The 22,722-nt window shown below is 71.3% G+C and carries 20 protein-coding genes; 4 read left to right on the forward strand and 16 right to left on the reverse strand.

Translation table 11 applies throughout. The features are described 5' to 3' along the window. Nucleotides 1–294 precede the first annotated feature (294 nt). Nucleotides 295–1,584: an AAA family ATPase gene (locus J1C73_RS23245; RefSeq protein ID WP_207318129.1), complete on the forward strand. Its 1,290-nt coding sequence runs from the start codon at nt 295–297 to the stop codon at nt 1,582–1,584. Then, nucleotides 1,568–2,134 (forward strand): RloB family protein, encoded by a 567-nt coding sequence (locus tag J1C73_RS23250; protein ID WP_242644585.1) that lies wholly within the window; start codon nt 1,568–1,570, stop codon nt 2,132–2,134. The genes J1C73_RS23245 and J1C73_RS23250 overlap by 17 nt, the downstream gene beginning before the upstream one ends. 70 nt (nt 2,135–2,204) lie before the next feature. Here J1C73_RS23250 and J1C73_RS23255 read toward each other — a convergent pair whose 3' ends face one another. The 3 genes from J1C73_RS23255 to J1C73_RS23265 form a co-directional block, all read right to left on the reverse strand. Further along, nucleotides 2,205–2,747: a GNAT family N-acetyltransferase gene (locus tag J1C73_RS23255; protein WP_207318130.1), complete on the reverse strand. Its 543-nt coding sequence runs from the start codon at nt 2,745–2,747 to the stop codon at nt 2,205–2,207. 53 nt (nt 2,748–2,800) lie between these two features. Then, nucleotides 2,801–3,157, reverse strand: a complete 357-nt coding sequence (locus J1C73_RS23260; protein ID WP_207318131.1) for a DoxX family protein — start codon at nt 3,155–3,157, stop codon at nt 2,801–2,803. A gap of 274 nt (nt 3,158–3,431) precedes the next feature. Beyond that, a complete protein-coding gene (locus J1C73_RS23265) occupies nt 3,432–4,487 on the reverse strand; it encodes an aldo/keto reductase (RefSeq protein ID WP_207318132.1) in 1,056 nt (351 codons plus the stop codon). Between the two features lie 301 nt (nt 4,488–4,788). On the opposite strand from J1C73_RS23265, the gene J1C73_RS23270 reads away from it, so the two are divergent. Together J1C73_RS23270 and J1C73_RS23275 are read left to right on the forward strand one after the other, a co-directional pair. Next, nucleotides 4,789–6,333, forward strand: coding sequence for a class-II fumarase/aspartase family protein (locus tag J1C73_RS23270; RefSeq protein WP_207318133.1), 1,545 nt, complete (start codon nt 4,789–4,791; stop codon nt 6,331–6,333). Continuing rightward, complete coding sequence (locus tag J1C73_RS23275; RefSeq protein WP_207318134.1) at nt 6,330–7,172, forward strand: methyltransferase domain-containing protein; 843 nt, start codon at nt 6,330–6,332, stop codon at nt 7,170–7,172. Before J1C73_RS23270 ends, J1C73_RS23275 begins: the two co-directional genes overlap by 4 nt. Before the next feature lie 81 nt (nt 7,173–7,253). Here the strand turns inward: J1C73_RS23275 and serC are convergent, their stop codons facing one another. From serC to J1C73_RS23340, 13 genes are all read right to left on the reverse strand, one after another. Continuing rightward, entirely contained in the window at nt 7,254–8,375 is a 1,122-nt protein-coding gene (gene serC, locus J1C73_RS23280; protein WP_307797779.1) for a 3-phosphoserine/phosphohydroxythreonine transaminase, read from the reverse strand. A gap of 4 nt (nt 8,376–8,379) precedes the next feature. Further along, entirely contained in the window at nt 8,380–9,762 is a 1,383-nt protein-coding gene (locus J1C73_RS23285; RefSeq protein WP_207318135.1) for a glutamate-cysteine ligase family protein, read from the reverse strand. 66 nt (nt 9,763–9,828) lie between these two features. After that, nucleotides 9,829–10,452 carry an O-methyltransferase gene (locus J1C73_RS23290; protein ID WP_307797780.1) on the reverse strand — a complete coding sequence of 208 codons (624 nt, stop codon included), beginning with the start codon at nt 10,450–10,452 and terminating at the stop codon, nt 9,829–9,831. A 41-nt stretch (nt 10,453–10,493) separates the two neighbouring features. Beyond that, nucleotides 10,494–11,657 (reverse strand): amidohydrolase family protein, encoded by a 1,164-nt coding sequence (locus J1C73_RS23295; RefSeq protein WP_207318137.1) that lies wholly within the window; start codon nt 11,655–11,657, stop codon nt 10,494–10,496. Nucleotides 11,658–11,868: 211 nt separating this feature from the next. Next, nucleotides 11,869–12,225 carry a DoxX family protein gene (locus J1C73_RS23300; protein WP_207318138.1) on the reverse strand — a complete coding sequence of 119 codons (357 nt, stop codon included), beginning with the start codon at nt 12,223–12,225 and terminating at the stop codon, nt 11,869–11,871. A gap of 129 nt (nt 12,226–12,354) precedes the next feature. Next, nucleotides 12,355–12,948: a TetR/AcrR family transcriptional regulator gene (locus tag J1C73_RS23305; protein ID WP_123460889.1), complete on the reverse strand. Its 594-nt coding sequence runs from the start codon at nt 12,946–12,948 to the stop codon at nt 12,355–12,357. Next, complete coding sequence (locus J1C73_RS23310) at nt 12,936–13,673, reverse strand: enoyl-CoA hydratase family protein (protein ID WP_207318139.1); 738 nt, start codon at nt 13,671–13,673, stop codon at nt 12,936–12,938. The genes J1C73_RS23305 and J1C73_RS23310 overlap by 13 nt, the downstream gene beginning before the upstream one ends. Then, nucleotides 13,670–15,295, reverse strand: a complete 1,626-nt coding sequence (locus J1C73_RS23315; RefSeq protein ID WP_207318140.1) for a 4-coumarate--CoA ligase family protein — start codon at nt 15,293–15,295, stop codon at nt 13,670–13,672. Before J1C73_RS23315 ends, J1C73_RS23310 begins: the two co-directional genes overlap by 4 nt. Nucleotides 15,296–15,447: 152 nt before the next feature. Further along, nucleotides 15,448–16,608, reverse strand: coding sequence for an acyl-CoA dehydrogenase family protein (locus tag J1C73_RS23320; RefSeq protein ID WP_207318141.1), 1,161 nt, complete (start codon nt 16,606–16,608; stop codon nt 15,448–15,450). Then, a complete protein-coding gene (locus tag J1C73_RS23325; protein WP_207318152.1) occupies nt 16,605–18,575 on the reverse strand; it encodes an acetyl/propionyl/methylcrotonyl-CoA carboxylase subunit alpha in 1,971 nt (656 codons plus the stop codon). The genes J1C73_RS23320 and J1C73_RS23325 overlap by 4 nt, the downstream gene beginning before the upstream one ends. An 8-nt stretch (nt 18,576–18,583) precedes the next feature. After that, complete coding sequence (locus J1C73_RS23330) at nt 18,584–20,191, reverse strand: acyl-CoA carboxylase subunit beta (protein WP_207318142.1); 1,608 nt, start codon at nt 20,189–20,191, stop codon at nt 18,584–18,586. Further along, the gene (locus tag J1C73_RS23335) at nt 20,188–21,918 is read right to left on the reverse strand and encodes an acyclic terpene utilization AtuA family protein (RefSeq protein WP_207318143.1); all 1,731 of its coding nucleotides are present in this window, start codon (nt 21,916–21,918) and stop codon (nt 20,188–20,190) included. The genes J1C73_RS23330 and J1C73_RS23335 overlap by 4 nt, the downstream gene beginning before the upstream one ends. Then, nucleotides 21,915–22,715 (reverse strand): TIGR03084 family metal-binding protein, encoded by an 801-nt coding sequence (locus J1C73_RS23340; RefSeq protein ID WP_207318144.1) that lies wholly within the window; start codon nt 22,713–22,715, stop codon nt 21,915–21,917. The genes J1C73_RS23335 and J1C73_RS23340 overlap by 4 nt, the downstream gene beginning before the upstream one ends. Nucleotides 22,716–22,722: the final 7 nt, after the last annotated feature.

Consider the following 22,722-nt stretch of genomic DNA (forward strand, 5'->3'; position numbering starts at 1 on the left):
GCCCTCCCCGACGGCCTCTGCCAACCCTGCCGCCAGCCCGAAACCGCCACCGCCAACACCCAGGCGGGCCCGCCGGTCGAACGCGATGTCACCCAACTCGTCGCCGGACTCCGCGACCTCCTCAAAGCCCCCTGAGCCGAACCCTCTCGCTCGGCCTCGCCTCCACCGCCGTGACCCGCAGACTGAGCCTGTAGGGCTAAAGGGCCGCGAAATCCCTTGCTAAAGGTTGCCAGACCCCATATTGCGCGTTTCACTTGCGCACATAGGCGGAAAATCACAGAGGGGAGGGCCCACATGCTGCTGAACTTCAGGATGTCGAACCATCGCTCGATCCGCGAGGAACAAGAACTCCAACTTCATCCCGCCTACGACGCGGACCGTCCTACGGGTACGGACTGGGCCGCAGTCCCCGTGGCGGGCCTCTTCGGTGCCAACGCCGCAGGGAAATCGAACCTCGTGGGCGCACTGGAGTACATGGCCGGGATGGTCCTGAACTCGCATCGCGATGCGGAGCCCGGTGGGGGCATCGCCCGCAGCGCGTTCCGCCTGGATGACTCGGCTGCCGACGAGCCGTCCTGGTACGTGGTGGATCTCTCGCTGGACGGGGTGCGCTACACCTACGGCTTCAGCATCGACGACGAGCGAGTCCTCGACGAATGGCTCTACAGCTACCCGCTCGGAAAGAAGCGCAAGATCTTCGAGCGCTACGAGGGCGAAGTGAATCCGGGTGACACACAGGCCAGACGTGAACTGGAACTGGTCGAGAACATCACCGAATCGAATGTGCTGTTCCTGACCATGGCCGCACGCTCCAAGCAGAAGGACTTCCGCCCCGTCTACGACTGGTTCGCGACAGGCCTGAAGTTCAGCGAGGGCCGCCTTCGCTCGCCGCTGGGAATCGCTCCGGGGACGCCGGCACCGGCCTGGGACACTCCCGGCCTCTTGGCTCTCCTGCGCTCGGCCGACCTGGGTATCGAGGCGTACGGCACCGAGCGTCAGGTCATGGACGAGGACGCCCTGCGTCGACTGTACGGCGGACGGGTACCCCAGCGTGAGCTCGCCAGGCTGGCGGAAAGAGGGCCGCGGGAGACCGTGCGACCGTGGATCGGCCACCGCGGGCGCACCGGCGTAGTCCGCATGGAACTCCACGAGGAGTCCGCGGGCACCAAGGCGCTGCTGGAGCAGGCTCCGCGATTTCTGTCCGTACTGCGCCGAGGCGGCACGCTCATCGTCGACGAGATCGACTCCAGCCTTCACCCACTGCTCACCACCCAGCTCATCAAGCTCTTCCAGGAGCCGGAGACCAACCCGCGCGGCGCACAACTCGTCTTCACCTCCCACGACGCCAGCCTGCTCGGTCGTGTCGACGGCGAGGACATCCTCAAGCGGGATCAGGTGTGGTTCGTGGAAAAGGACCAGTACGGGGAGACGAGACTGTTCGCCCTGTCCGAGTTCAAACCACGCGTCGGCGAGAACCACGAGCGCCGCTACCTGGGGGGCAGCTACGGCGGAGTGCCGTTCATCGACGAGAGCCTTGCCAAGGCACTGGCCACACGGGGGGAACAGAATGGCGCGGCAACCTAAGCCGGACGGGCGCAAGCGTCCCTCACGGGATTCCCAGCTCGGCAGGAGAACCGAGCTTCGCACCCCGCGCCTGCGATTACTGGTCGTCTGCGGCGCCGAGGTGACAGAACACGCCTACGTCCAGGGCCTCAAGCATGCCGCCCGGAATCCAGCCGTATCGATCAAGATCGTCAAGCATCCCAAGGCTCCCTCCCAAGTCGTCGCGCACACGGTGAAGCTGCTGGAGACGGCAGACGATGCCTACGACGAGGCGTGGTGCGTCCTGGATGTCGACGAGTTCACCGATATCGATCAGGCCCTACGTGAAGCCGACCGCAACCGCATCGGGATCGCGCTGTCGAACCCGTGCTTCGAAGTGTGGCTGCTGCTGCACTTCACCGATCACCGCAAGCACGCACCCTCCTACGACCGGCTTGTTCCGATTCTGAACAAGCACACGCCGGGCGGTACTCCAAGACGGGCCTTGACTTCCGTCACTACGAGGACGGCTGGCGCGAGGCGGTCCGCCGGGCGAGGCAGCTGGCTCCGGACGGCAAGGAGCTGGAAGTGAACCCCTCGACCGGCATGTGGAAGCTCGCGCTCGCCATCGGCGGGCCTCAGTAAGGCAGCGCCCCGCACCGTCAGGGACGGTCCAGGCCCCACGTCTGCAGGATGTAGGGCCGTCCCTTCTCCTCGCCCTCGATCAGCGGTACGTCGAGCAGGCTGAAGCCCGCCCTCGTGGCCGCCCCGACGCTGGCGGCGTTGTCGGCCTCAAGCTCCAGGATCACCTGTTCCGCCCCCAGCTCCTCGAAGGCGTAAGCGGCCATCACCCGTACCGCCCGTGCGGCCAGACCGTGGCCCCGGTGGGCCGGGCCGACCGCGTAACCGATCTCCGTGCCCTCGGGGGCGCGCCGCAGCATTACCTCGCCCAGCGGTGCGCTGCCGTCAACGGTGATGGTGAGCAGGATGGTCGAGCCCTCCTTCCTCAGGCGCCGGGCCTTGTCCAGGCGGGTCCGGGCGGCCTCCTCGTCGAAGGGCGAGACGATCGGGGTCCAGTGCGCGATGTCGGCGTGGTCGAACAGATCCGGCATCGAGGCCAGGTCGGCCTCCGTCCAGTCGCGCAGGACGAGTCCCTCCCCCGTGAGCTCGATCCGGTCGGGAAAGGGTGACGTGGTGCTGCTCATGATGCGGGGCCTCCCTGGCCTGTTCAGGACGGAGCAGGATATCCGTGCCGTGGCTACCAGGCGCCGTGGTCGAGCAGGCCCAGCACCAGGACGGCCGCCGCCGTGGCGAGGAACACGATGCCGCCGACGATGTCGCGGGAGCCCACCCGGAGGTGGGCGGTGATCGCGCCGATGAAGTAGAGGATGAGGCCGACGGCGGCGAGGGTGCCCAGGAGCGGCACGGCGAGTCCCGCCAGCAGCCCCACGGTGCCCGCCGCGAGCAGCGAGCCCAGCACCGGCACCCATCTGCGGTGGATGCCCTTCATGTCCGCCTGGGTCTTGGGGTATTCGTGGCCGATCAGGTAGGTGACGGCGGCGGCCCCGTTGAAGACCACGCCGAGGACGGTGACCGTGACATAGGCGGCGAACACGATATCTCCGGTTCTGTGGGGAACGGTGATGCCCGGCACCCCGTTGCGGGATGCCGTTCCCCTGAACGACGAACCGGCGACGCGGAGTTGTGACATCGCCCCTCGGCGGGGCGGCCGCGCGTCGCCGCTCAGCCCAGCGCGTCCTCGATCAACGCCGCCCACTGCAAGACCACTCGTCGGCAGGAGGCCGACGGCGATGCGGTGGGGTGGGGTGGGCGTCATGGCGACCGTCACCGGGCAGGCCGAGGCCTCCCGCTTCAGGAGGGTGGGCAGGTCAAGAAGCGGCCCGCTCGTCCGTCGGGCGGCGGCGGAGGCCGGTGTCCGTCAGGGAGGGGGACTGCCATGCGCCGTCCGGGTGGTACAGGTTCGTGCCGGGCGGGACGATCTCGTCGATGCGGTCGAGGGCCGAGTCGTCCAGGACCACCGATGCCCCCTTCAGCAGGGCCTCCCACTGTTCCGCGGTGCGGGGGCCGATGATGACCGAGGTGACGGCCGGATGGGCGAGCGGGAAGGCGACGGCCAGCTCCGGGAGGGTGCAGCCGATGTCCGCGGCCAGTTCGGCGAGCCTGTCGGCGGCCTCCAGCTTGGTGATGTTCTCCGGGATGGACGGGTCGAAGCGTGCGGGGTTCAACTGCGCCCGTCCGGACGTGAGATCGACGCTGCGTCCCGACCGGTAGCGGCCGCTCAGGAAGCCGGAGGCGAGCGGGCTCCAGGTCAGGACCCCCATGCCGTACCGCCGGGCCGTCGGCAGCACTGACGTTTCCACGCCGCGCGCGAGGACCGAGTACGGGGGCTGCTCGGTCCGGAAGCGCTGGAGGCCCCGCCGCTCCGCCACGTGCTGCGCCTCCGCGATCTCCTCGGCGGGGAACGTCGACGATCCGAACGCCCTGATCTTGCCGGCTTGTACGAGGTCGCCGAGGACCCCGAGCGTCTCCTCGATGTCCGTGGTGTGATCCGGGCGGTGCACCTGGTAGAGGTCGATCCAGTCGGTGCCGAGCCGCCGCAGGCTCGCTTCCACGGCCTGGGTGATCCAGCGGCGGGAGTTGCCGCTCCGGTTCCTCCCCTCGCCCATCTGGAAGTGGACCTTCGTCGCGAGGACGACCTCGTCCCGCCGGCCGGACGCCCGCAGCGCCTTTCCGACAATCACCTCGGACTCACCGGCCGAGTACATGTCCGCCGTGTCGACGAAGTTGACGCCCGCGTCCATCGCGGCGTGGATGATCCGGGCGCTGTCCTCGTGGTCGGGGTTGCCGACCGCGCCGAACATCATCGTGCCCAGGCAGTAGGTGCTCACCTCGATGCCGGTGCGGCCGAGTGTGCGGTAACGCATGGTTGTGCTCCCTCGCTGTCGGGCTGTGCACGGCACGCCGGGGGAAGACCGTGGTGCGGCGCATCGTAGGAGCTGGAGTGCACTCGATGGCAAGCGAGTTGGGCGCGTCATGCCTCCGCGACGCGTGGTGGCCGCGTCGCATCCCGCCCTCGCGTGGTCATCGGTCGCCGAGCGAGGCTGAAATGCGGTCTAGCGCGGGGACAGGACGAAGTCAGATGCTGTGGCGCGCTGCGGAGATGCGCCGGCTGGCATCGAAGCGGTTCCGACAGGAAAGCTGGCAACCTCTGGAATACGAGGATTCATGGCTGTTTCTCACCAGCACCTCAAGACCGGCACGTCCCGCGCGGATGATCTGCCGGGTGACTGTCCGGAGAACAGACACTCCACGGCGCCGGACCGTGCCGGGCGGCCCGAGCCGTGCGGACATCAGCGCGCCCACATCACCGACTCCCTTTTCCACGGCGGGGGTTACGCGACCCCGGCCAGCCGGCGGATCTTCTGCGACCAGTGCCGGCTGCAGCGCTGGCTGCGGGTGGAAGCGGCACTGACGTCGTGCCAGGAGCGGCTGGGGATGGTCGCCCCGGACACCGCGGCACAGGTGGCCCGTGCGTGCGAGCCGGGCCGCATCGACCTCGCTGCCCTGGCGCCCGAGTTCCGCCGTACGGGCCACTCGCTGGTGCCGCTGCTGCGGGGACTGGAGGAGGCGTGCGAGGGCACGTCGGGGGAGATGGTGCATCTCGGGGCGACCACCCAGGACATTCAGGACACCGCGCAGTCCCTGGAGATGCGCGAGGTGCTCACGGAGGTGGACGCCGGGGTGCGGACCATGGCGGCGGTCCTGGCCGACCTCGCGGTGGAGCACCGGGAGAGCCTGATGCCGGGGCGCACGCACGGGCAGCCGGCGCTGCCGATCACGTTCGGGCTCAAGGTGGCCGGCTGGCTGGACGAGCTGCTGCGGCACGCGGAGCGGCTGGGGCAGTTACGGCCACGGGTCCTGACGGCGCAGCTGTCCGGAGGCGTCGGCACCATGGCGGGGTTCGGCGGACGGGGGCGCGAGCTGCTGGAGATGTTCGCCACGGATCTGGAGCTGAGTGTGCCCGTGGTCGGCTGGCATGCCGCCCGGGACCGGGTGGCCGAGTTCGGGACCGCGCTGGCCATGCTCACGGGGACGCTGGCACGTATCGCAGATGAGATACGGGTGCTGTCGCGGCCGGAGGTCGGCGAGGTGTCCGAAGGGTGGCAGTACGGCCGGGTGGGCAGCAGCACCATGCCGCACAAGCGCAATCCGGAGCGCTCTGCCCAGGTGGTGCTGCTGGCCCGGCTCGCCCGCTCCCATGCCGCTCTCGGGATCGAGAGCATGGTGCAGGAACACGAGCGGGACTCGCGTGGCCTGCGGATGGAGTGGGTCGCGGTCGCCGACGTCTCGCTTTACACACTGGCCGCGCTGGGCACGCTGAACGAAGTGCTCTGCGGCCTGCAGGTCGACAGCGGGCGGATGGCCGCGAACGCGCGGGACGCTGCCGAGTCCCTGTGTACGGAGGCGGTGATGCTGGCCCTGACTCCGTCGATCGGCCGCCAGAGCGCGCATACGCTCGTGTACGAGCTGAGCCAGCGGGCCCAGAGCGAGTGCACCCGGCTGCGGGACTGCCTGCTGGCGGACGCCACCGTCACCGCCCTGCTCCGCGCCACCGACGTGGACGCCCTGCTGGAGCCCTCCCGTTATCTCGGTGAAGCACGGGAGCTGACCGATCTCTCCGTGGACCGGGCGCGGGAATGGCTGGCCGCCACCCGGCCCGCGGAGCCCTCCCCTCCCGGCGCCGCCCTGGCGGAAGGCCCGCTCTCATGACGGGGCTGCTGCGTTTCGACGGGGACCGGGCGACCGAGGCCGACACGGAGGCGCACACCGCCGACATGGTCGCCCAGCGCCACCACCTGCGCCGCCAGCTCGCTGTCCGGGCCGGGGACCGGGTGCTGGACGTCGGGTGCGGGCCCGGCTATCTGCTCTCCGAACTCCGCGGGGACGTCGGCCCCACGGGGCGGGTGTGCGGCATCGACATCAGCGACTCCATGCTGCGCCTGGCCCGGGCGCGCTGTGCGGGCACCGGCACCGGCACCAGTGCCACCGCCGCCGCCACCGCCACGGCCGCTCAGGGGGCCGTCGACCTGCGGACCGGGCGCGCGGAGAGCATCCCTTTCTCGGACGCGACGTTCGACGTGGCCGTGGCGGTGCAGGTGTACGAGTACGTGGAGGACATCGGGCGGGCGCTGGACGAGCTGTTCCGGGTCCTGCGGCCGGGTGGCCGCGCGGTGATCCTGGACACCGACTGGGACTCGCTGGTGTGGCGCTCGGCCGACCGTGAGCGGATGCGGGACATCCTGGAACTCTGGGAGGACCACGTCGCCCATCCGCGCCTTCCCCAGGAGCTGGGCCCGCTGCTGCGGAAGGCCGGCTTCGAGGAGGAGCCGCTGACCACGCTGACCTTCGTGGACCGGGCGCTGGACCCGGGCAGATACAGCTACTGGCAGGTCGGTTTCATCGAGGCGTTCCTCGCCGGCCACCCGGGCGCCCGTGCCGAGCGGACCCGGGCCTGGAGCGGTGAACTGCGCGAACTGGCCACTTCGGGCCAGTACTTCTTCAGTCTGGGCCGGTACGCCTTCACCCTGCGCAAGCCGCCCGGCGGCTGACAGAGGCGGTGACCGGACGGGCACCGCTGCCGGTCACCGCTGCCGCGGCCGGCCCCGGCCTCTCCGGCGCACGCCGGGCGGTCAGCCGCGCAGGCGCTCGAATTCGCGCAGGAAGCCGGCCAGCGCCCGGACTCCGTCCTCCGGCATCCCGTTGTAGACGGAGGCGCGTACGCCGCCGACCGTGCGGTGACCGGCCAGGCCGAGCAGTCCCTCGGATTCGGCCAGGGCCAGGAACTCGCCCGTCAGCGACTCGTCGGCGAGGCGGAAGACGATATTGGTGACGGAGCGGTACTCCGGCCGGGCCGTGGGGCGGTAGAAGGACGATCGGTCGAGTTCCCCGTAGAGGAGCGCGGCCTTTACCTCGTTGTTCCGCTCGACTGCTGCCAGACCGCCCTGGTCCCGGACCCACTCCAGGATCAGGGACAGGACGAACAGGGCGAACGTATTGGGTGTGTTGTCGAGTGAGCGCGTCTCGGCCTGGACCGCGTAGTCGAGCAGTCTCGGTGTGCCGGCCAGGGCGTGCCCGACCAGATCGTCCCGGACGGTGACCAGGGCCATGCCGGAGGGCCCCAGGTTCTTCTGGAATCCGGCGTACACCACACCGAACCGGGTGTGGTCGATCCTGCGGGACAGGATGTCGCTGGTGGCGTCGGCCACCAGCGGTGCGGGCAGGTCCTGCGGGAAGTCGCTCCACCGGGTGCCGTACACCGTGTTGTTGCTGGTGAGGTGGATGAACGCGGCGTCCTCGGGACAGTCCCGCGCCCGTACGGGCGGTATGCGGTCGAATGCGGTGGCCGCGCTGCCGGCGACGGTGCTCACCGTGCCGTAGCGCGCTCCCTCACGACACGCCTGCTGGGCGAACAGCCCCGTCTCGACGTAGCCGGCGGTGCGGGCGGCGGACCGGCCGATCAGGTTGAGGGGGACGGCGGAGCACTGCATCCGCGCACCGCCGTGCATGAAGAACAGATGGTGGTTGCGGGGAAGCGCACACAGCCGGCGGAAGAGCGTCTCCACGGTGTCCAGGATGCCGGAGAACCGCGGTCCCTTGTGGCTGATCTCGATGACCGAGGCCCCGTCCGCCGCATGGGCCAGGAACTCCTCGCGGATCCGCTCCGCCACCGGTCGGGGCAGTGTCGCGGGCCCGGCACAGAAGTTGTACGCGTACCGGGGCGGCGCGGCGGGTATCGGGGACGGCTCGGTCACGTCGTCACATCCTCAGCTTCTCGACCAGCGCCTCGATTCCCTCGGCGCGCAGACAGGCGGTGGCATCCGCCGCGGGGTTCGTGCGGTCCCGCAGCCGCCGGGCCAGCGGCTCCAGCTCCTCGGCCGGCGCGGCCTTCCCCGCCCTGAGCCCCTCGTCCGCGACGGCGAACGCCTGCTGCGCCCAGTGCGCCAACGGGGCACCGGCCACCTCCGCGTCCCAGCCGTGTGCCTGGACCCGGGGCATGGCCGCACGCGCCCCGGCGAGGGTCCAGGGGCTGAAGAGCTTCGCGCACTGCTCGATGTTCTCCAGCCAGCCCAGGATCATGGCAAGCCAGGAGAAGGTTTCCTGGCGGCTCATGGTCGGCAGGTGCCGGACCTCGACGAAGGTGTCGCGGCCACCGTTGCGCAGGACCGACTCCGGGCGCCCGGCCGCCACCGCGGCGAGGACCTCCGCCACGCTGCACGTCTCGTCCAGCTGCGTCCTGACGCGGACCGCGGGCCAGTAGAAGACGAGGCCGGAGGCCAGGTCGTCGACCGTGCACGACAGGGTGCGCTTCGCGCCGTGGAAGTCGACGAACTCCGCCTCGCCCGCGGCGGCGAACTGCTCCGTGGTCAGTGCCGGGACCACCGGCCGGTAGATCATGCCCGCCCTGGTCACCTCGAAGACGGGCGTGGCCCAGGCGTCCCGCATGTACTGCGCCAGGCCGCTGTAGGTCCGGCGCGGGAAGAGGAGCCGGTCGGCGAAGAACGGGTTCGACTCGGCCAGCTCCATGTAGCCACGCAGCCGCAACGACTGCCAGGGCTGGACGCGTTCGCCGAACACCGCGGAGTTCGCACCCCACGCGCACAGCAGCGGCGTCATGTTGATCAGCGTGTTGCAGACCGTCATCACCTCGGGCAGCGGCACATCGATGTTGAACTGGACGGCCGCGAAGCCCGGCCACGCGTCGGAGGCGTAGTGCCCGGGGAACCGCTCCGCCTGCGCCAGCCAGAACTGGTAGTGCCCCTTGTCCGCCAGGTACTCCCGCCCCAGCGTCTCCGTACGGGGCTGGCAGCCGTGCGCCAGTACGGACAGCCCTTCCGCTCCCATGGCGGGGAGCAGCAGGGAGTCGAGGGTGTCGTGCCAGGCCGCCCGGGCGGCGGCGAACCCCTCCTCCGGCGGGAGGGCCATCTCCACCGTGCAGAATCCGTAGTCGTTGCCCACGTCCAGCGTGCCGTTGCCGCGACGGGACCTGACGCCCACCACGGTCCCGCTGATGGCGTCGGAGTAGGTGGAGAAGCCCTCCTGCCGGGCGAGCCGCCCGAACAAGGCCTGCACGGAACGCTCGTCGGCCGCCATGCCCCGGGCGTCGACGGTGGGCAGTTCTGACTCGATGCCAATCTTCACGTACAAGCCTTTGCCTCAGTACCAACGCTGTCGGAGGAGAGGTTAGAGTCCGGGGCGGTAATTCGCTCAGTCCATACGAACGTTTTCACGCTTTGTAGTGACTTCGAGTCCGTCGCCCAATGCGAGCATTTGGCTCTGCGCGTCGGGAATCCCACTGAGGTGATGGCGATATCGCGCGATCACTTCCGCGTTCTTCCGCGGCATCAGGACGTTGTCGGCCACGATCACGCCTCCTGGGCGCAGGGCCGGCCAGCATGCGTCGAAATCCCGGACGTACAGCTCCTTCCAGTGGTCGAGCAGGACGAGATCCACCGGGGCGGAAAGGGACGGCACCAGTTCCGGGGCCTCGCGGCTGGTCAGTTCCACGTACGCGTCCAGTCCCGCCGCGGTCAGGTAGGCGCGCTGCTCCTCCTGCTTCTGCCGGTCGACTTCGATCGAGTGGAGGCGCCCGCCCGTGGCGCGCACCGCTTCCGCCAGCCACACCGTGGAGTAGCCCACCGAGCCGCCGATCTCCACGACCGTCCGGGCCCCGGCCACCCGGACCAGCGTGTTCAGGAACAGGCCGACCTCGGGGCCCACGTCCAGCATGAAGGACCCGGCGCGCTCGCGCAGCGCCGTGCCGCCGGCCGCGCGCAGCACTTCGAGCTCCTGCTGCTCCTTGCGGGAGCGCGCTTCCAGCTCGGCCAGCACCGATTCGATCCGCGGGTCGAGAGAGGGGACCGAAGGCGGCATCAGGCGGTCCCGAAGAAGCGCCGGGCGTTGTCGGAAAGGATCTTCCGTTTCACCGCGTCGCCGAGGTCGCCCCGGTCGGCCAGAGACGTCACCGCCCCGGGGAACTTGGCGTCGAAGTGCGGGAAGTCGCTGGCGAACAGCAGGTTCTCCTCCAGGCCCTGCTCCACCAGCATCGGGAGCAGCGGGTCCTCCGGTTCGACGCCCAGATAACACTGGCGCTTGAAATAGGTGCTGGGCTTCTCCGGGAGCGGTTCGCGGTCCTTGGCGAACTGCTCGACGTGGTCGTCCATACGGTTCAGCCAGAACGGGGCCCAGCCCGCACCTGTTTCCATGAAGGCGAAATTGAGAGCGGGATACCGCTCCATCACCCCACCCGTGATCAGCAGCATGACGGCCGTCATGTGCTCGAAGGTGTGGCTGACCAGATGGCCCTGCATGGTGTCGTGCGTACGTTCCGTCCCGATCCGCGGAATGCGGGCGACGCCGAATCCCTCGTGGAAGCAGACCGCCATCGCGTGGCTCTCGCAGAATGCCCAGAGAGCTTCGTACACCGGGTCGTCGACATTCGTCCCGGCCACGGTGTTGGGCCGGAGGATGACCGTACGGATCCCGCGGTCGAAGGCCCTGCGCGCCTCGTCGAGGGCGAGCACGATGTCGTGCTGGGGCAGCGCGGCGACGGCCATCAGCCGGCTCGTCTCCGCCGAGCAGTACTCGACCGCCCAGTCGTTGTACGCCTTGGTCACCTCGTGGGCGAAGGCGGAGCTGCGCAGGGCCGGCAGGAGCCCCAGGACCTTGGAGGGAAAGATGTAGGCCTGCGATATCCCTTCACGGTCCATCGCGGTGAGGCGGTCCTGCGGGTCCAGACCGCCGCGCCGCAGTGCGCCGAGCACTTCCACGGTCGCCGGGTCGTCGAACAGCCAGCTGCCCGGTGTGTACGTGGCCCCCTGCGTGCTGCCGAACCAGGCGGCCTGGGTGGGCTTGCCGTGGAAGGTCGCCGACGGCCCTTCGATGACGCGGCCCTCCGCGAACAGTACGTCGTCCTGGTACTGGGGCATCCACGCGGCGTACTTCTCCGGAATCCTGCCGCGCCACCACTGATCGGAGTCGGGAAGGACGATATGGCTGTCGGCGTCGATCACCGGGTAGTCATGACGGGCGACCATGGACCACTCCTCAGAGTCATCGTGCGCTGCGCATGGCATGCCTGGCGGCGCACGCGCACAGACCACTTCCCTTGAGTGTTCGTCCGCACACGCTGCGTTCCGGGCCTGGCAGTTCAGGATTGTTGCCTTCCCCGACCGGGCGGGGAAAGGGGGCCTGCGACCAATGGCGTGTTTGCGCCCATGCCCCATGACGTGTCCGGCGCCACCCTCCTCACCGGGCGCCGTGGTCGAGCAGGCCCAGCACCAGGACGGCCGCCGCCGTGGCGAGGAACACGATCCCGCCCACGATGTCGCGGGAGCCCACCCGCAGGTGGGCGATGATCGCGCCGATGAAGTAGAGGATGAGGCCGGCGGCTGCGAGGGTGCCCAGGAGCGGGACGGCGAGTCCCGCCAGCAGCCCCACGGTGCCCGCCGCGAGCAGCGAGCCCAGCACCGGCACCCATCTGCGGTGGATGCCCTTCATGTCCGCCTGGGTCTTGGGGTATTCGTGGCCGATCAGGTAGGTGACGGCGGCGGCGCCGTTGAAGACCGCGCCGAGGACGGTGACCGTGAGGTAGGCGGCGAACACGATTCTCTCCGGTTCTGTGGGGAACGGTGATGCCCGGCACCCCGTTGCGGGATGCCGTTCCCCTGAACGACGAACCGGCGACGCGGCGTGTGACATCGCCCCCTCGCCGGGGCGGCCGCGCGTCGCCGCTCAGCCCAGCGCGTCGTCGATCATCGCCGCCCACTGCGCCACCACGCGGCGCCGGCGGGCCGTGTCGTCGGTGAGGACGTTGGCCAGGCCCAGGCCGCGGGCCATGTCCAGGAGGCCCTGGACCGTTTCGCGTACGCCGGGGCGGTACTCGTCGGCGTGCAGGAGGCCGACGGCGATGCGGTGGGTCTCGCGGCCGACGCGGGCTTCGAGTTCGGTGACGCGGGGGCGCAGCTGTTCCTCGTTGGAGGCGGCGACCCAGAGCTGGAGGGCCGCGCGGAAGAGCGGGCCGGTGTAGAGGTCGACGAGGGCGGCGACGACCGCGGCGCGGTCCTGGTCGGGGAGGGCGCGCAGGGCGGCGGAGCGTTCCTCGGCGACGTACTCGACGGCCGCGGTGAACAGGTCCTCGCGGGTGGGGAAGTGGTGCTGGGCGGCGCCGCGCGAGACTCCGGCGCGTTCGGCGACGACGGAGACGGTGGAGCCGGCCCAGCCGTGGTCGGCCAGGCAGGAGACCGCGGCCTCCAGGAGCCTTTTGCGGGTGGCCCGGCTGCGGTCCTGCTTGGGGCCGGGGCTGCTGCCCTGTGTCACCACACCCATGCGGGGTCCCGTCGTTCGAGGAAGGCCGTCATCCCCTCGCGGGCCTCCGCGGAGGCGAAGAGTGCCGCGGAGCGGGCGATGAGGTCTTCTGCGTGCTGGTCGAAACTCTCCAGCACAGTAGCCGTGACCAGCTCCTTCGATGCCCTCAGCCCCTGTGGGGAGGCCCGGCGCAGTCCGTCGAGTACCGGGGCGAGTGCCTCGTCCACGTCGTCGCCGGCGGCCAGCGTGACGAGGGAGATCCGGGCGGCTTCGGCCGCGTCGAAGCGTTCGCCGGTGAGGTAGTAGCGGGCGGCGGCGCGCGGGTCGGTGCGGGGCAGCAGCGGCAGGGAGATGACGGCGGGGGCGAGGCCGAGGCGGGACTCGGTGAGGGCGAAGGTGGCGCCCGGCCCGGCCGCCGAGATGTCGCAGGCGCCGAGCAGCCCGAGTCCGCCCGCCCGGACGTGGCCGGTGACCCGGGCCACCACCGGTTTGGGCAGCGCGACGATCTGCCGCATCAGCGCGACGAAGGCCGCCGGGTCGGGGGGTGCGGTCAGGTCGGCGCCCGCGCAGAAGGTGTTGCCGGTGTGGGTGAGGACGACGGCTCGTACGGTGTCGTCGGCCGCGCAGGCGGCGAGCGCGGCCGAGAGCTCGCCGACCAGCCGCGCGGAGAGTGCGTTGCGGTTGGCCGGCGAGTCCAGGGTGAGGGTGGTGATCCCGCGCTCGTGCGTGGGGGCGGCGAGCGTCATGGGGTCTTCTCCGGGGTGTCGGGGGCGGTGCGGGCCTTCTCGCGGGCGCGCAGTTCGCGGCGCAGGATCTTGCCGGACGTGGCGCGCGGTACGGCGTCGATGAACTCGACCTGCCGGATCTTCTTGTACGGGGCGACGCGTTCGGCGACGTACGCCATGACGTCGTCCGCCGTGAGGTCCACGGGTGCGACGGACGGCCGGCGGACCAGGCAGGCCTTGGGGACCTCGTTGCCGTCGGCGTCGTACACGCCGATGACGGCGGCGTCGGCTATGGACGCGTGGCCGAGCAGCAGCGCCTCGAGTTCGGCGGGGGCGACCTGGTAGCCCTTGTACTTGATGAGTTCCTTGACCCGGTCGACGACGAACAGCCAGCCGTCCTCGTCCACGCGGCCGATGTCGCCGGTGTGCACCCAGCCGTCGGCGTCGATCATCGCGGCGGTGGCCTCGGGGCGGCCGAGGTAGCCCTTCATCACCTGCGGGCCGCGGATCAGGATCTCGCCGTCGGTGTGGGTTCCGGCGTCCTCGCCGGGGGTGTCGAGGGAGACGATGCGCATCTCGGTGTTGGGCAGCAGGGTGCCGACGGCCCCGGGCGGCGGGTTCTCGGCGGCCAGCGGGACGACGTGGGTGCCGGGCGAGAGCTCCGTCATCCCGTAGGCCTGGCGCACGGGCGGCAGTCCGAGCCGGCGCGAGCAGGCGGCGGCGAGTTCGGCGTCGAGCGGGGCGGCGGAGCTGACGACGTACTCCAGCGAGGACAGGTCGTACCGGTCGACGACCGGGTGCTTCGCGAGGGCCAGCACGATCGGCGGGGCCACGTAGAGGCCGGTGATGCGGTGCTTCTCGATCGCGGCCAGGAACTGGGCGAGGTCGAAGCGCGGCAGGACGACGACGGTGGCGCCGGTCCGCAGCGGTGCGTTCATCAGGGCGGTGAGCCCGTAGATGTGAAAGAAGGGGAGCACGGCCAGGATGCGGGCGCCGGTGCCCATGGGGACGAAGGGGCGCAGCTGTTCCAGGTTGGTGGCCATGGAGCGGTGGGTGAGCATGACGCCCTTGGGGATGCCCGTGGTGCCGGAGGAGTAGGGCAGCGCGGCGATGTCCTCCACCGGGTCGATGGTGATCATCGGTTCGGGGGCGGTGGTGGTGAGCATGTCGAGGATCGAGGTGTGCCCGTCCGCCTGGTCGCAGACGAAGATCTCCTCGATGCCGCCGACGAGTTCGGCCGCGCGGCGGGCCGTCTCCAGGAGTGGGGAGACGGTGACGATCCAGCGCGCGGAGGAGTCGCGGAGCTGCTTGGCGAACTCGTCGGACGTGGCGAGCGGGTGGACGGTGGTGACGGTGGCCCCGGCCCGGGTGGCGCCGAAGAAGACGGCCGGGTAGGCGATGGTGTTCGGGCTGTGCAGGGCGAGTACGTCGCCCTTGACGAGTCCGGCGCCGGCCAGCCCCGCGGCGATCTTCCGGTGGAAGACGTCGAGCTGCCGGTAGGTGAGGCGGCTGCTGTCGTCCGTCCCGTCGATCAGGGCGACCGTGTCGCCGAACTCCGCGGCGGCCTGGCCCAGCACCGCGTCGTGGATGGCCGTGTCGAGTGGCTGGACGTCGGGGTAGTCGCTCCGGAACACGTGCACCATGGCGGGAGTCCCTTCGATGCGGAATGGCGGGGCGGCGGCGGGAACGGGCCGCTCCGTACGACGCGTGGAGAGGTGGCGTGCGGCGCCGGGCCGGGACCCGCGGCCCGGAGGGTGCGGGTCCCGTACGGCGTGGAGGGACAGGATGGCGGCTGTCAGTACGACTTGGGGAGACCCAGGGACTGATGGGACACGTAGTTCAGGATCATTTCCCGGCTGACCGGCGCGATCCGGGCGACCCGGGACGCGGTGATCAGGGACCCGAGGCCGTACTCGCGGGTGAGGCCGTTGCCGCCGAGGGTGTGCACCGCCTGGTCGACCGCCTTCACGCACGCCTCGCCGGCCGCGTACTTCGCCATGTTCGCGGCCTCGCCCGCGCCGACGTCGTCGCCGTCGTCGTAGAGCCGGGCGGCCTTCTGCATCATCAGCCGGGCCAGTTCGAGTTCGATGTGCGCCTGGGCCAGGGGGTGCGCGATGGCCTGGTGGGCACCGATGGGCTCCTTCCACACCTGGCGGGTCTTCGCGTACTCGACGGCGCGGGCGAGGGCGTAGCGGCCCATCCCGATACCGAAGGCCGCCGTCATGATGCGTTCCGGGTTGAGCCCGGCGAAGAGCTGGAGGAGGCCCGCGTCCTCGTCGCCCACGAGCGCGTCGGCGGGCAGCCGCACCTCGTCGAGGACCAGCTCGAACTGCTTCTCCGGCGCCTGGAGTTCCATGTCGATCTGCGACCGCTGGAAGCCGGGGGCCTCGCGCGGGACGATGAAGAGGCAGGGCTTCAGCTTGCCCGACCTGGCGTCCTCGGTGCGGCCGACGATGAGGGTGGCGTCGGCGATGTCGACGCCGGAGACGAAGACCTTGCGGCCGGTGAGCACCCACTCCTGGCCGTCGCGGCGGGCGGTGGTGGTGATCCGGTGCGAGTTGGAACCGGCGTCCGGCTCGGTGATGCCGAAGGCCATGGTGAGGCTGCCGTCGGCGAGGCCCGGCAGCCACTGCCGCTTCTGGGCGCCGGTGCCGAAGCGGGCTATGACGGTGCCGCAGATGGCGGGCGAGACGACCATCATCAGCAGCGGGGAACCTGCCGCACCCAACTCCTCCAGCACGATGGATAGTTCGGCCATGCCGCTACCTCCGCCGCCGTACTCCTCGGGGAGGTTCACGCCGAGATAGCCGAGCTTGGCGGCCTCCGCCCACAGCTCACGGGGGTGGGCGCCGTCCCGGATGACGGAGGTCATGTAGTCGCGCCCGTACCGCGTGCCGAGGGCGGTGACGGCTGCGCGCAGGGCCTGGTGCTCTTCGGTTTCCAGGACGGTGCTCATGCGGTCTCCTCTGAGGCTTCGGGGTCGTGGTCTGCGTGCTCGGTGACGACTGCGAGCAGTGCGCCGACCTCCACCTGGAGGCCGGGGGCGGCGTGGAGCGCGGTGAGGGTGCCGGTGGCGGGGGCGAGGATGCGGTGCTCCATCTTCATCGCCTCCAGCCAGATCAGCGGCTGCCCGGCCTCGACGGCGGACCCGGCCGCCAGGCCCTCGGCCAGGCGGACCACCGTGCCGGGCATCGGGGCGAGCAGGGAGCCGGGTTCGGTGCGTTCGGCGGGGTCGGTGAAGCGGGGCAGGGCGGTGAACGCGTACGAGCCGGTGGCGGTGTCCACGTACCGCCGGTCGTCGCGGCCGAGGACGTCGAAGTGCCGGGTGACGCCTGCGGATTCGAGGGTGACGCGGCCGGGGCCGGCGCAGACGACGCGGAAGCCCTCCGTGCCGACGGCCAGGCCGTCGCGGGTGGTGCGGTAGGTGATCTCGTGCTCGCGGCCGTCGGGTTCGCTGCGGTAGCGCCTGAGCTGGGGCTGCGAGGGGAGGTTGCGCCAGGCGCCGAAGCGGGCGGATCCCGGGGTGGTGGCGGTGGCGTTACGGGCCGCCTCGGCGACGGCGGCGGCGGTGGCGGCCAGCCGTACGGCCGACTCGTCGGGCGCGGGGGTCAGTGCCGCCAGGTGGCGTTCGTAGAAGCCGGTGTCCAGGCGGGCCGCCACGAAGTCCGGGTGGCGCAGGGAGCGTACGAGCAGATCGCGGTTGGTGACCGGGCCGTGGACGCGGGCGCGTTCCAGGGTGCGGGCGAGCAGGCGTACGGCTTCGGTGCGGGTGGGGGCGTGGGCGATGACCTTGGCGAGCATCGGGTCGTAGTGCGCGCCGATGGTGTCGCCGCCGGTGTATCCGGTGTCCAGCCGCACACCGGGCTCCTGCGGCACGTCCAGCGAGAGCAGTGCTCCGGTCTGCGGCTGCCAGTCGCGGGCCGGGTCCTCGGCGTAGAGCCGGGCCTCGACGGCGTGCCCCGCGGGGTGCGGCGGCGCGGCGGCGGGCAGCGGTTCGCCCTCGGCGGTGCGCAGCTGGAGCGCGACGAGGTCGAGGCCGAACACGGCTTCGGTGACGGGGTGTTCGACCTGGAGGCGGGTGTTCATCTCCAGGAAGTACGGCCGCCCGTCGTCGGCGACCAGGAATTCGACGGTGCCCGCACCCCGGTACCCGACGGCCCGTGCGGCGGCCACGGCGGCGGTGTGCAGCCGGTCGCGCAGCCCGTCGTCGAGACCGGGTGCGGGGGCCTCCTCGATGACCTTCTGGTGGCGGCGCTGGAGTGAGCAGTCGCGGGTGCCGAGCGCCCAGACGCCGTCGTGCTCGTCGGCCATGATCTGGACCTCGACGTGCCGGCCGCGTTCCACGTACGGCTCGGCGAAGACCTCCCCGTCCCCGAAGGCGGACAGCGCCTCGGCCGCGGCGGCGGTCAGCTCGCCTTCCAGATGGTTGAGTTCGCGGACGATCCGCATCCCCCGCCCGCCGCCGCCCCACGCCGCCTTGAGCAGCAGCGGCAGATCCTCGGCGCGGGCCGCGGCCGGGTCGACGGGGGCGAGGAGCGGCACCCCGGCGGCGGCCATCAGCTCCTTGGCGCGGGTCTTGGACGCCATCAGCTCGATGGCCTTGACCGGCGGCCCGACCCAGACCAGCCCGGCGTCCTGCACGGCGGCGGCGAACCCGGCGTTCTCGGAGAGGAAGCCGTACCCGGGATGGACGGCGTCCGCGCCTGCCGCGAGGGCGGCGGCCACGACGAGATCGCCGCGCAGGTAGGTGTCGCGGGGCGCGGACCCCGGCAGCCGTACGGCGGTGTCGGCCTCCCGTACGTGCAGCGCGCCGGCGTCCGCGTCGGAGTACACGGCGACGGTGGCGATGCCGAGCGCGCGGCAGGTGCGGAAGATCCGGCAGGCGATCTCGCCCCGGTTGGCGACGAGCAGGCTGGTGATCATGTGGGTTCTCACATCCGGAAGATGCCGAAGCCGCCGCGGGCGCCCTCGACCGGTGCGGTGTGGATGGCGGACAGGCACATCCCGAGGACGGTCCTGGTGTCGCGCGGGTCGATGACCCCGTCGTCGTACAGCCGGCCGGACAGGAACATCGGCAGGGACTCGGACTCGATCTGCTGCTCGACCATGGCGCGCAGTCCGGCGTCCGCCTCGTCGTCGTACGGCCGCCCCTTCGCCGCGGCGGAGGCGCGGGCGACGATGGAGAGCACCCCGGCCAGCTGCTGCGGGCCCATGACGGCGGACTTGCTGCTGGGCCAGGCGAACAGGAAGCGCGGGTCGTAGGCCCGACCGCACATGCCGTAGTGCCCGGCGCCGTAGGAGGCGCCCATCAGCACGGACAGATGCGGGACCCTGGAGTTCGACACCGCGTTGATCATCATCGCGCCGTGCTTGATGATGCCGCCCTGTTCGTACTCCTTGCCGACCATGTAGCCGGTGGTGTTGTGCAGGAACAGGAGCGGGATGTCGCGCTGGTTGGCGAGCTGGATGAACTGGGCGGCCTTCTGCGACTCCTCGCTGAACAGCACGCCCTGCGCGTTGGCGAGGATGCCGACCGGGTAACCGTGCAGCCGCGCCCAGCCGGTCACCAGGCTCGTCCCGTAGAGCGGCTTGAACGCGTCGAAGTCCGAGCCGTCGACCAGCCGGGCGATGACCTCGCGCGGGTCGAAGGGCACCTTCAGGTCGCCGGGCACGATGCCGATCAGCTCGTCGCCGTCGTACTTGGGCGGCTCGGCGGGGCCCGGATCGGCGTGCGCCTTGCGCCAGTTGAGGCGGGCGACGATCCGGCGGGCCTGGCGCAGCGCGTCCTGCTCGTCCACGGCGAAGTGGTCGGCGAGCCCGGAGGTGCGGGCGTGCATCTCGGCGCCGCCGAGCGATTCGTCGTCGCTCTCCTCGCCGGTGGCCATCTTCACCAGCGGCGGACCGCCGAGGAAGACCTTGGACCGTTCCTTGATCATGACGGTGTGATCGGACATGCCGGGGACGTACGCCCCGCCGGCCGTGGAGTTCCCGAAGACGACGGCCACGGTCGGGATACCGGCGGCCGAGAGCCGGGTGAGGTCGCGGAAGAGCGCCCCGCCGGGGATGAAGATCTCCTTCTGCGAGGGGAGGTCGGCGCCGCCCGACTCGACGAGGCTGATGGTCGGCAGCCGGTTGGCGAAGGCGATCTCGTTGGCGCGCAGGGCCTTCTTCAGCGTCCAGGGGTTGGAGGCGCCGCCGCGTACGGTCGGGTCGTTGGCGGTGATCAGGCACTCCACGCCCTCCACCACCCCGATCCCGGTGACGAGCGAGGCGCCGACCGTGTATCCGGGGGCCTCGCTCCCCCAGGCGGCGAGCGGCGACAGTTCCAGGAACGGGGTGTCCTGGTCGATCAGCAGCTCGATGCGCTCGCGGGCCAGCAGTTTGCCGCGTGCCCGGTGCCGCTCGACGTACTTCTCGCCGCCGCCCTCCAGCGCCTTGGCGTGCGCGGCGTCGAGGGCGGCGAGCTTGTCGAGCATGGCCGCGCGGTTCGCGGTGTATTCGGGGCTCGCGGTGTCGAGCCCGGTGGGCAGGACGGTCATGCGTGCACCTCCGGTGCGTCGGCGCTGTCCAGCAGGACCACGGGTATCTCCAGGTGGCGCGAGCGCAGCCACTCCCCCAGCGCCTTGGCCTGCGGGTCGAAGCGGTGCTGGGCGGCCACACCCTCGCCGAGCAGCCCGTGGACGGTGAAGTTCAGCGCGCGCAGGTTCGGCAGGACATGGCGTACGACGGTGAGCGGGGCGGTCTCCGGGAGCAGTTCGCGCAGCCGCTCGACGGTCAGTTCATGGGCCAGCCACCGCCACGCCTGATCGCTCCGCACCCACACCCCGACGTTCGCGTCCCCGCCCTTGTCGCCGCTGCGGGCGCCCGCGACGAGCCCGAGCGGAGCGGTACGGGTGGGCAGGCCGGGCGCCAACGGCGTGGGCAGCGGCGGCTGTTCGGCGTGCTGGAGGGGCCGGGTGCGGGCGGGCGGTTCCTGCACCTGCCGCCGGCCGTCCGGGAGCACGGCGACCTGCGTCACCTCCTTGGCCGGTACGTACCGGGCCTCGAACACCCCGTAGGGCGCGCCCTTTCCGGGCGGGGCGGTGACATGGAAGCCCGGGTAGCTGCCGAGGGCCAGCTCGATCGCGGCGCCGGACAGGGCCCGCCCGACGGCGTCCGGTTCCTGGTCGCGGACGACGAGCCGGAGCAGGGCGCTCGCGGTCTCCTCGGTCGCGGCGTCGGCCCGGTCGGTACGGGCGAGCTCCCAGCGCACCTCCTCGGGCCGGCGCCCGGCACGGGCGAAGGCGTCCTCGAACTGGTCCCGGACGAGCCGCGCCTTGGCCTCGATGTCGAGTCCGGTGAGCACGAAGACGACCTCGCCCCGCCAGCCGCCGAGCCGGGTGAGTCCGGCCTTGAGGGTGGGCGGCGGGGCCTCGCCGCGCACCCCGGAGATCCTGACCCGGTCCGGGCCCTGCTGCGCCAGTCGTACGGTGTCGAGCCGGGCGGTGACGTCCGGTCCCGCGTACCGGGCGCCGCCGGTCTCGTACAGCAGCTGGGCGGTGACCGTACCGAGGTCGACGACGCCGCCGGTGCCCTCGTGCTTGGTGATGACGGAGGTGCCGTCGGCGTGGATCTCGGCGACGGGGAAACCGGGCCGCCGCAGGTCGTGGTCGCGGAAGAAGGAGTAGTTCCCGCCGGTGGCCTGGGTGCCGCACTCCAGCACGTGCCCGGCGACGACGGCTCCGGCGAGCGCGTCGTGGTCGCCGGGTCCCCAGCCGAAGTGGGCGGCTGCGGGCCCGGTGACGAGCGCGGCGTCGGTGACCCGGCCGGTGACGACGACATCGGCCCCGGCCCGCAGGCAGGCGGCGATGCCGTCGCCGCCGAGGTAGGCGTTGGCGGTGAGGTAGCCGTCGGGTACGGGGAGGCTGTCGCCCTCGACATGCGCGACGCGCACGGGCACGCCGACCTTGTCGGCCAACTCCCTCACGGCGTCCGCCAGTCCGGCCGGATTGAGCCCGCCGGCGTTGGTGACGATCCGCACCCCGCGCTCCCGGGCGAGCCCGAGGCCCTCCTCCAGCTGGCGCAGGAAGGTGGTGGCGTAGCCGCGCGAGGGGTCCTTGAGCCGGCCGCGGCCGAGGATGAGCATGGTCAGCTCGGCGAGGTAGTCGCCGGTGAGGACGTCGAGGGGGCCGCCGGTGAGCATCTCGCGCACGGCGTCGAAGCGGTCGCCGTAGAACCCGGAGGCGTTGCCGATCCGCAGCGGCGCGGGCCCGGGCGCGTCCGTCACTTCCCGGGCCCCTGCCGCGGGGCGCGTCCGGGTCCGGCGGGCCCGGCGAAGGCCTGCGCGATGTCCAGCCACGCCTCGGCGTCGGCCCCCTCGGCCCGTACGGCGAGGTCGTCGCGGTGAGCGCGCTGGGTGACGAGCAGGCAGAAGTCGTGCAGCGGCCCGGTGACCCGCTGGGCGGCGCCCTCAGGGCCATAGGCAGTCAACTCGCCGTCCGGCCCTTCCAGTTCCACCCGGAATTCCTCTCCGGGCGCCTTGATCCCCCGTACGACGAAGGCGTAGTCCCGCGCCCGTACCCCGATCCGCGCGACGTGCCGCAGCCGGGCGGTGGGGGTGCGGGTGACACCGAGCGCGTCGGCCACGTCCTGGCCGTGCGCCCAGGTCTCCATGAGCCGCCCGGTCGCCATGGAGGCGACGCTCATGGGCGGCCCGTACCAGGGAAACCGGGTCCCGGCCGGGGCTGCCCGCAGCGCCTCCTGAAGCCGCTCGCGCCCGGCGCGCCAGTGGGTGAGCAGGGCGTCCGGGGCGTACGCCGCGACGACCTCGCCGGCGGCCTCGTCGACGAAGCCCTCGGGGTCCCGCATGGCCTTCGCGACCTCGTCGCCGAACCGCTCGGGGTCGGTGACGGAGAGCAGCGCCACCTCGTCGGTCCAGCTCAGATGGGCCACCTGATGGGCGACCGTCCACCCCGCGGCAGGCGTCGCCCCCGCCCATTGCGCGGCGCTCAACCCGGCTACCAGCAGGTCGAGTTCCTCACTCTCGCTGCGCAGATCGTCGAGCACGGCTGAGGCATCGGACACGGTGCGC

Origin of the sequence: Streptomyces laculatispora (genome assembly GCF_017353455.1) — a bacterium.
Taxonomy (GTDB): Bacteria; Actinomycetota; Actinomycetes; order Streptomycetales; family Streptomycetaceae; genus Streptomyces; species Streptomyces laculatispora.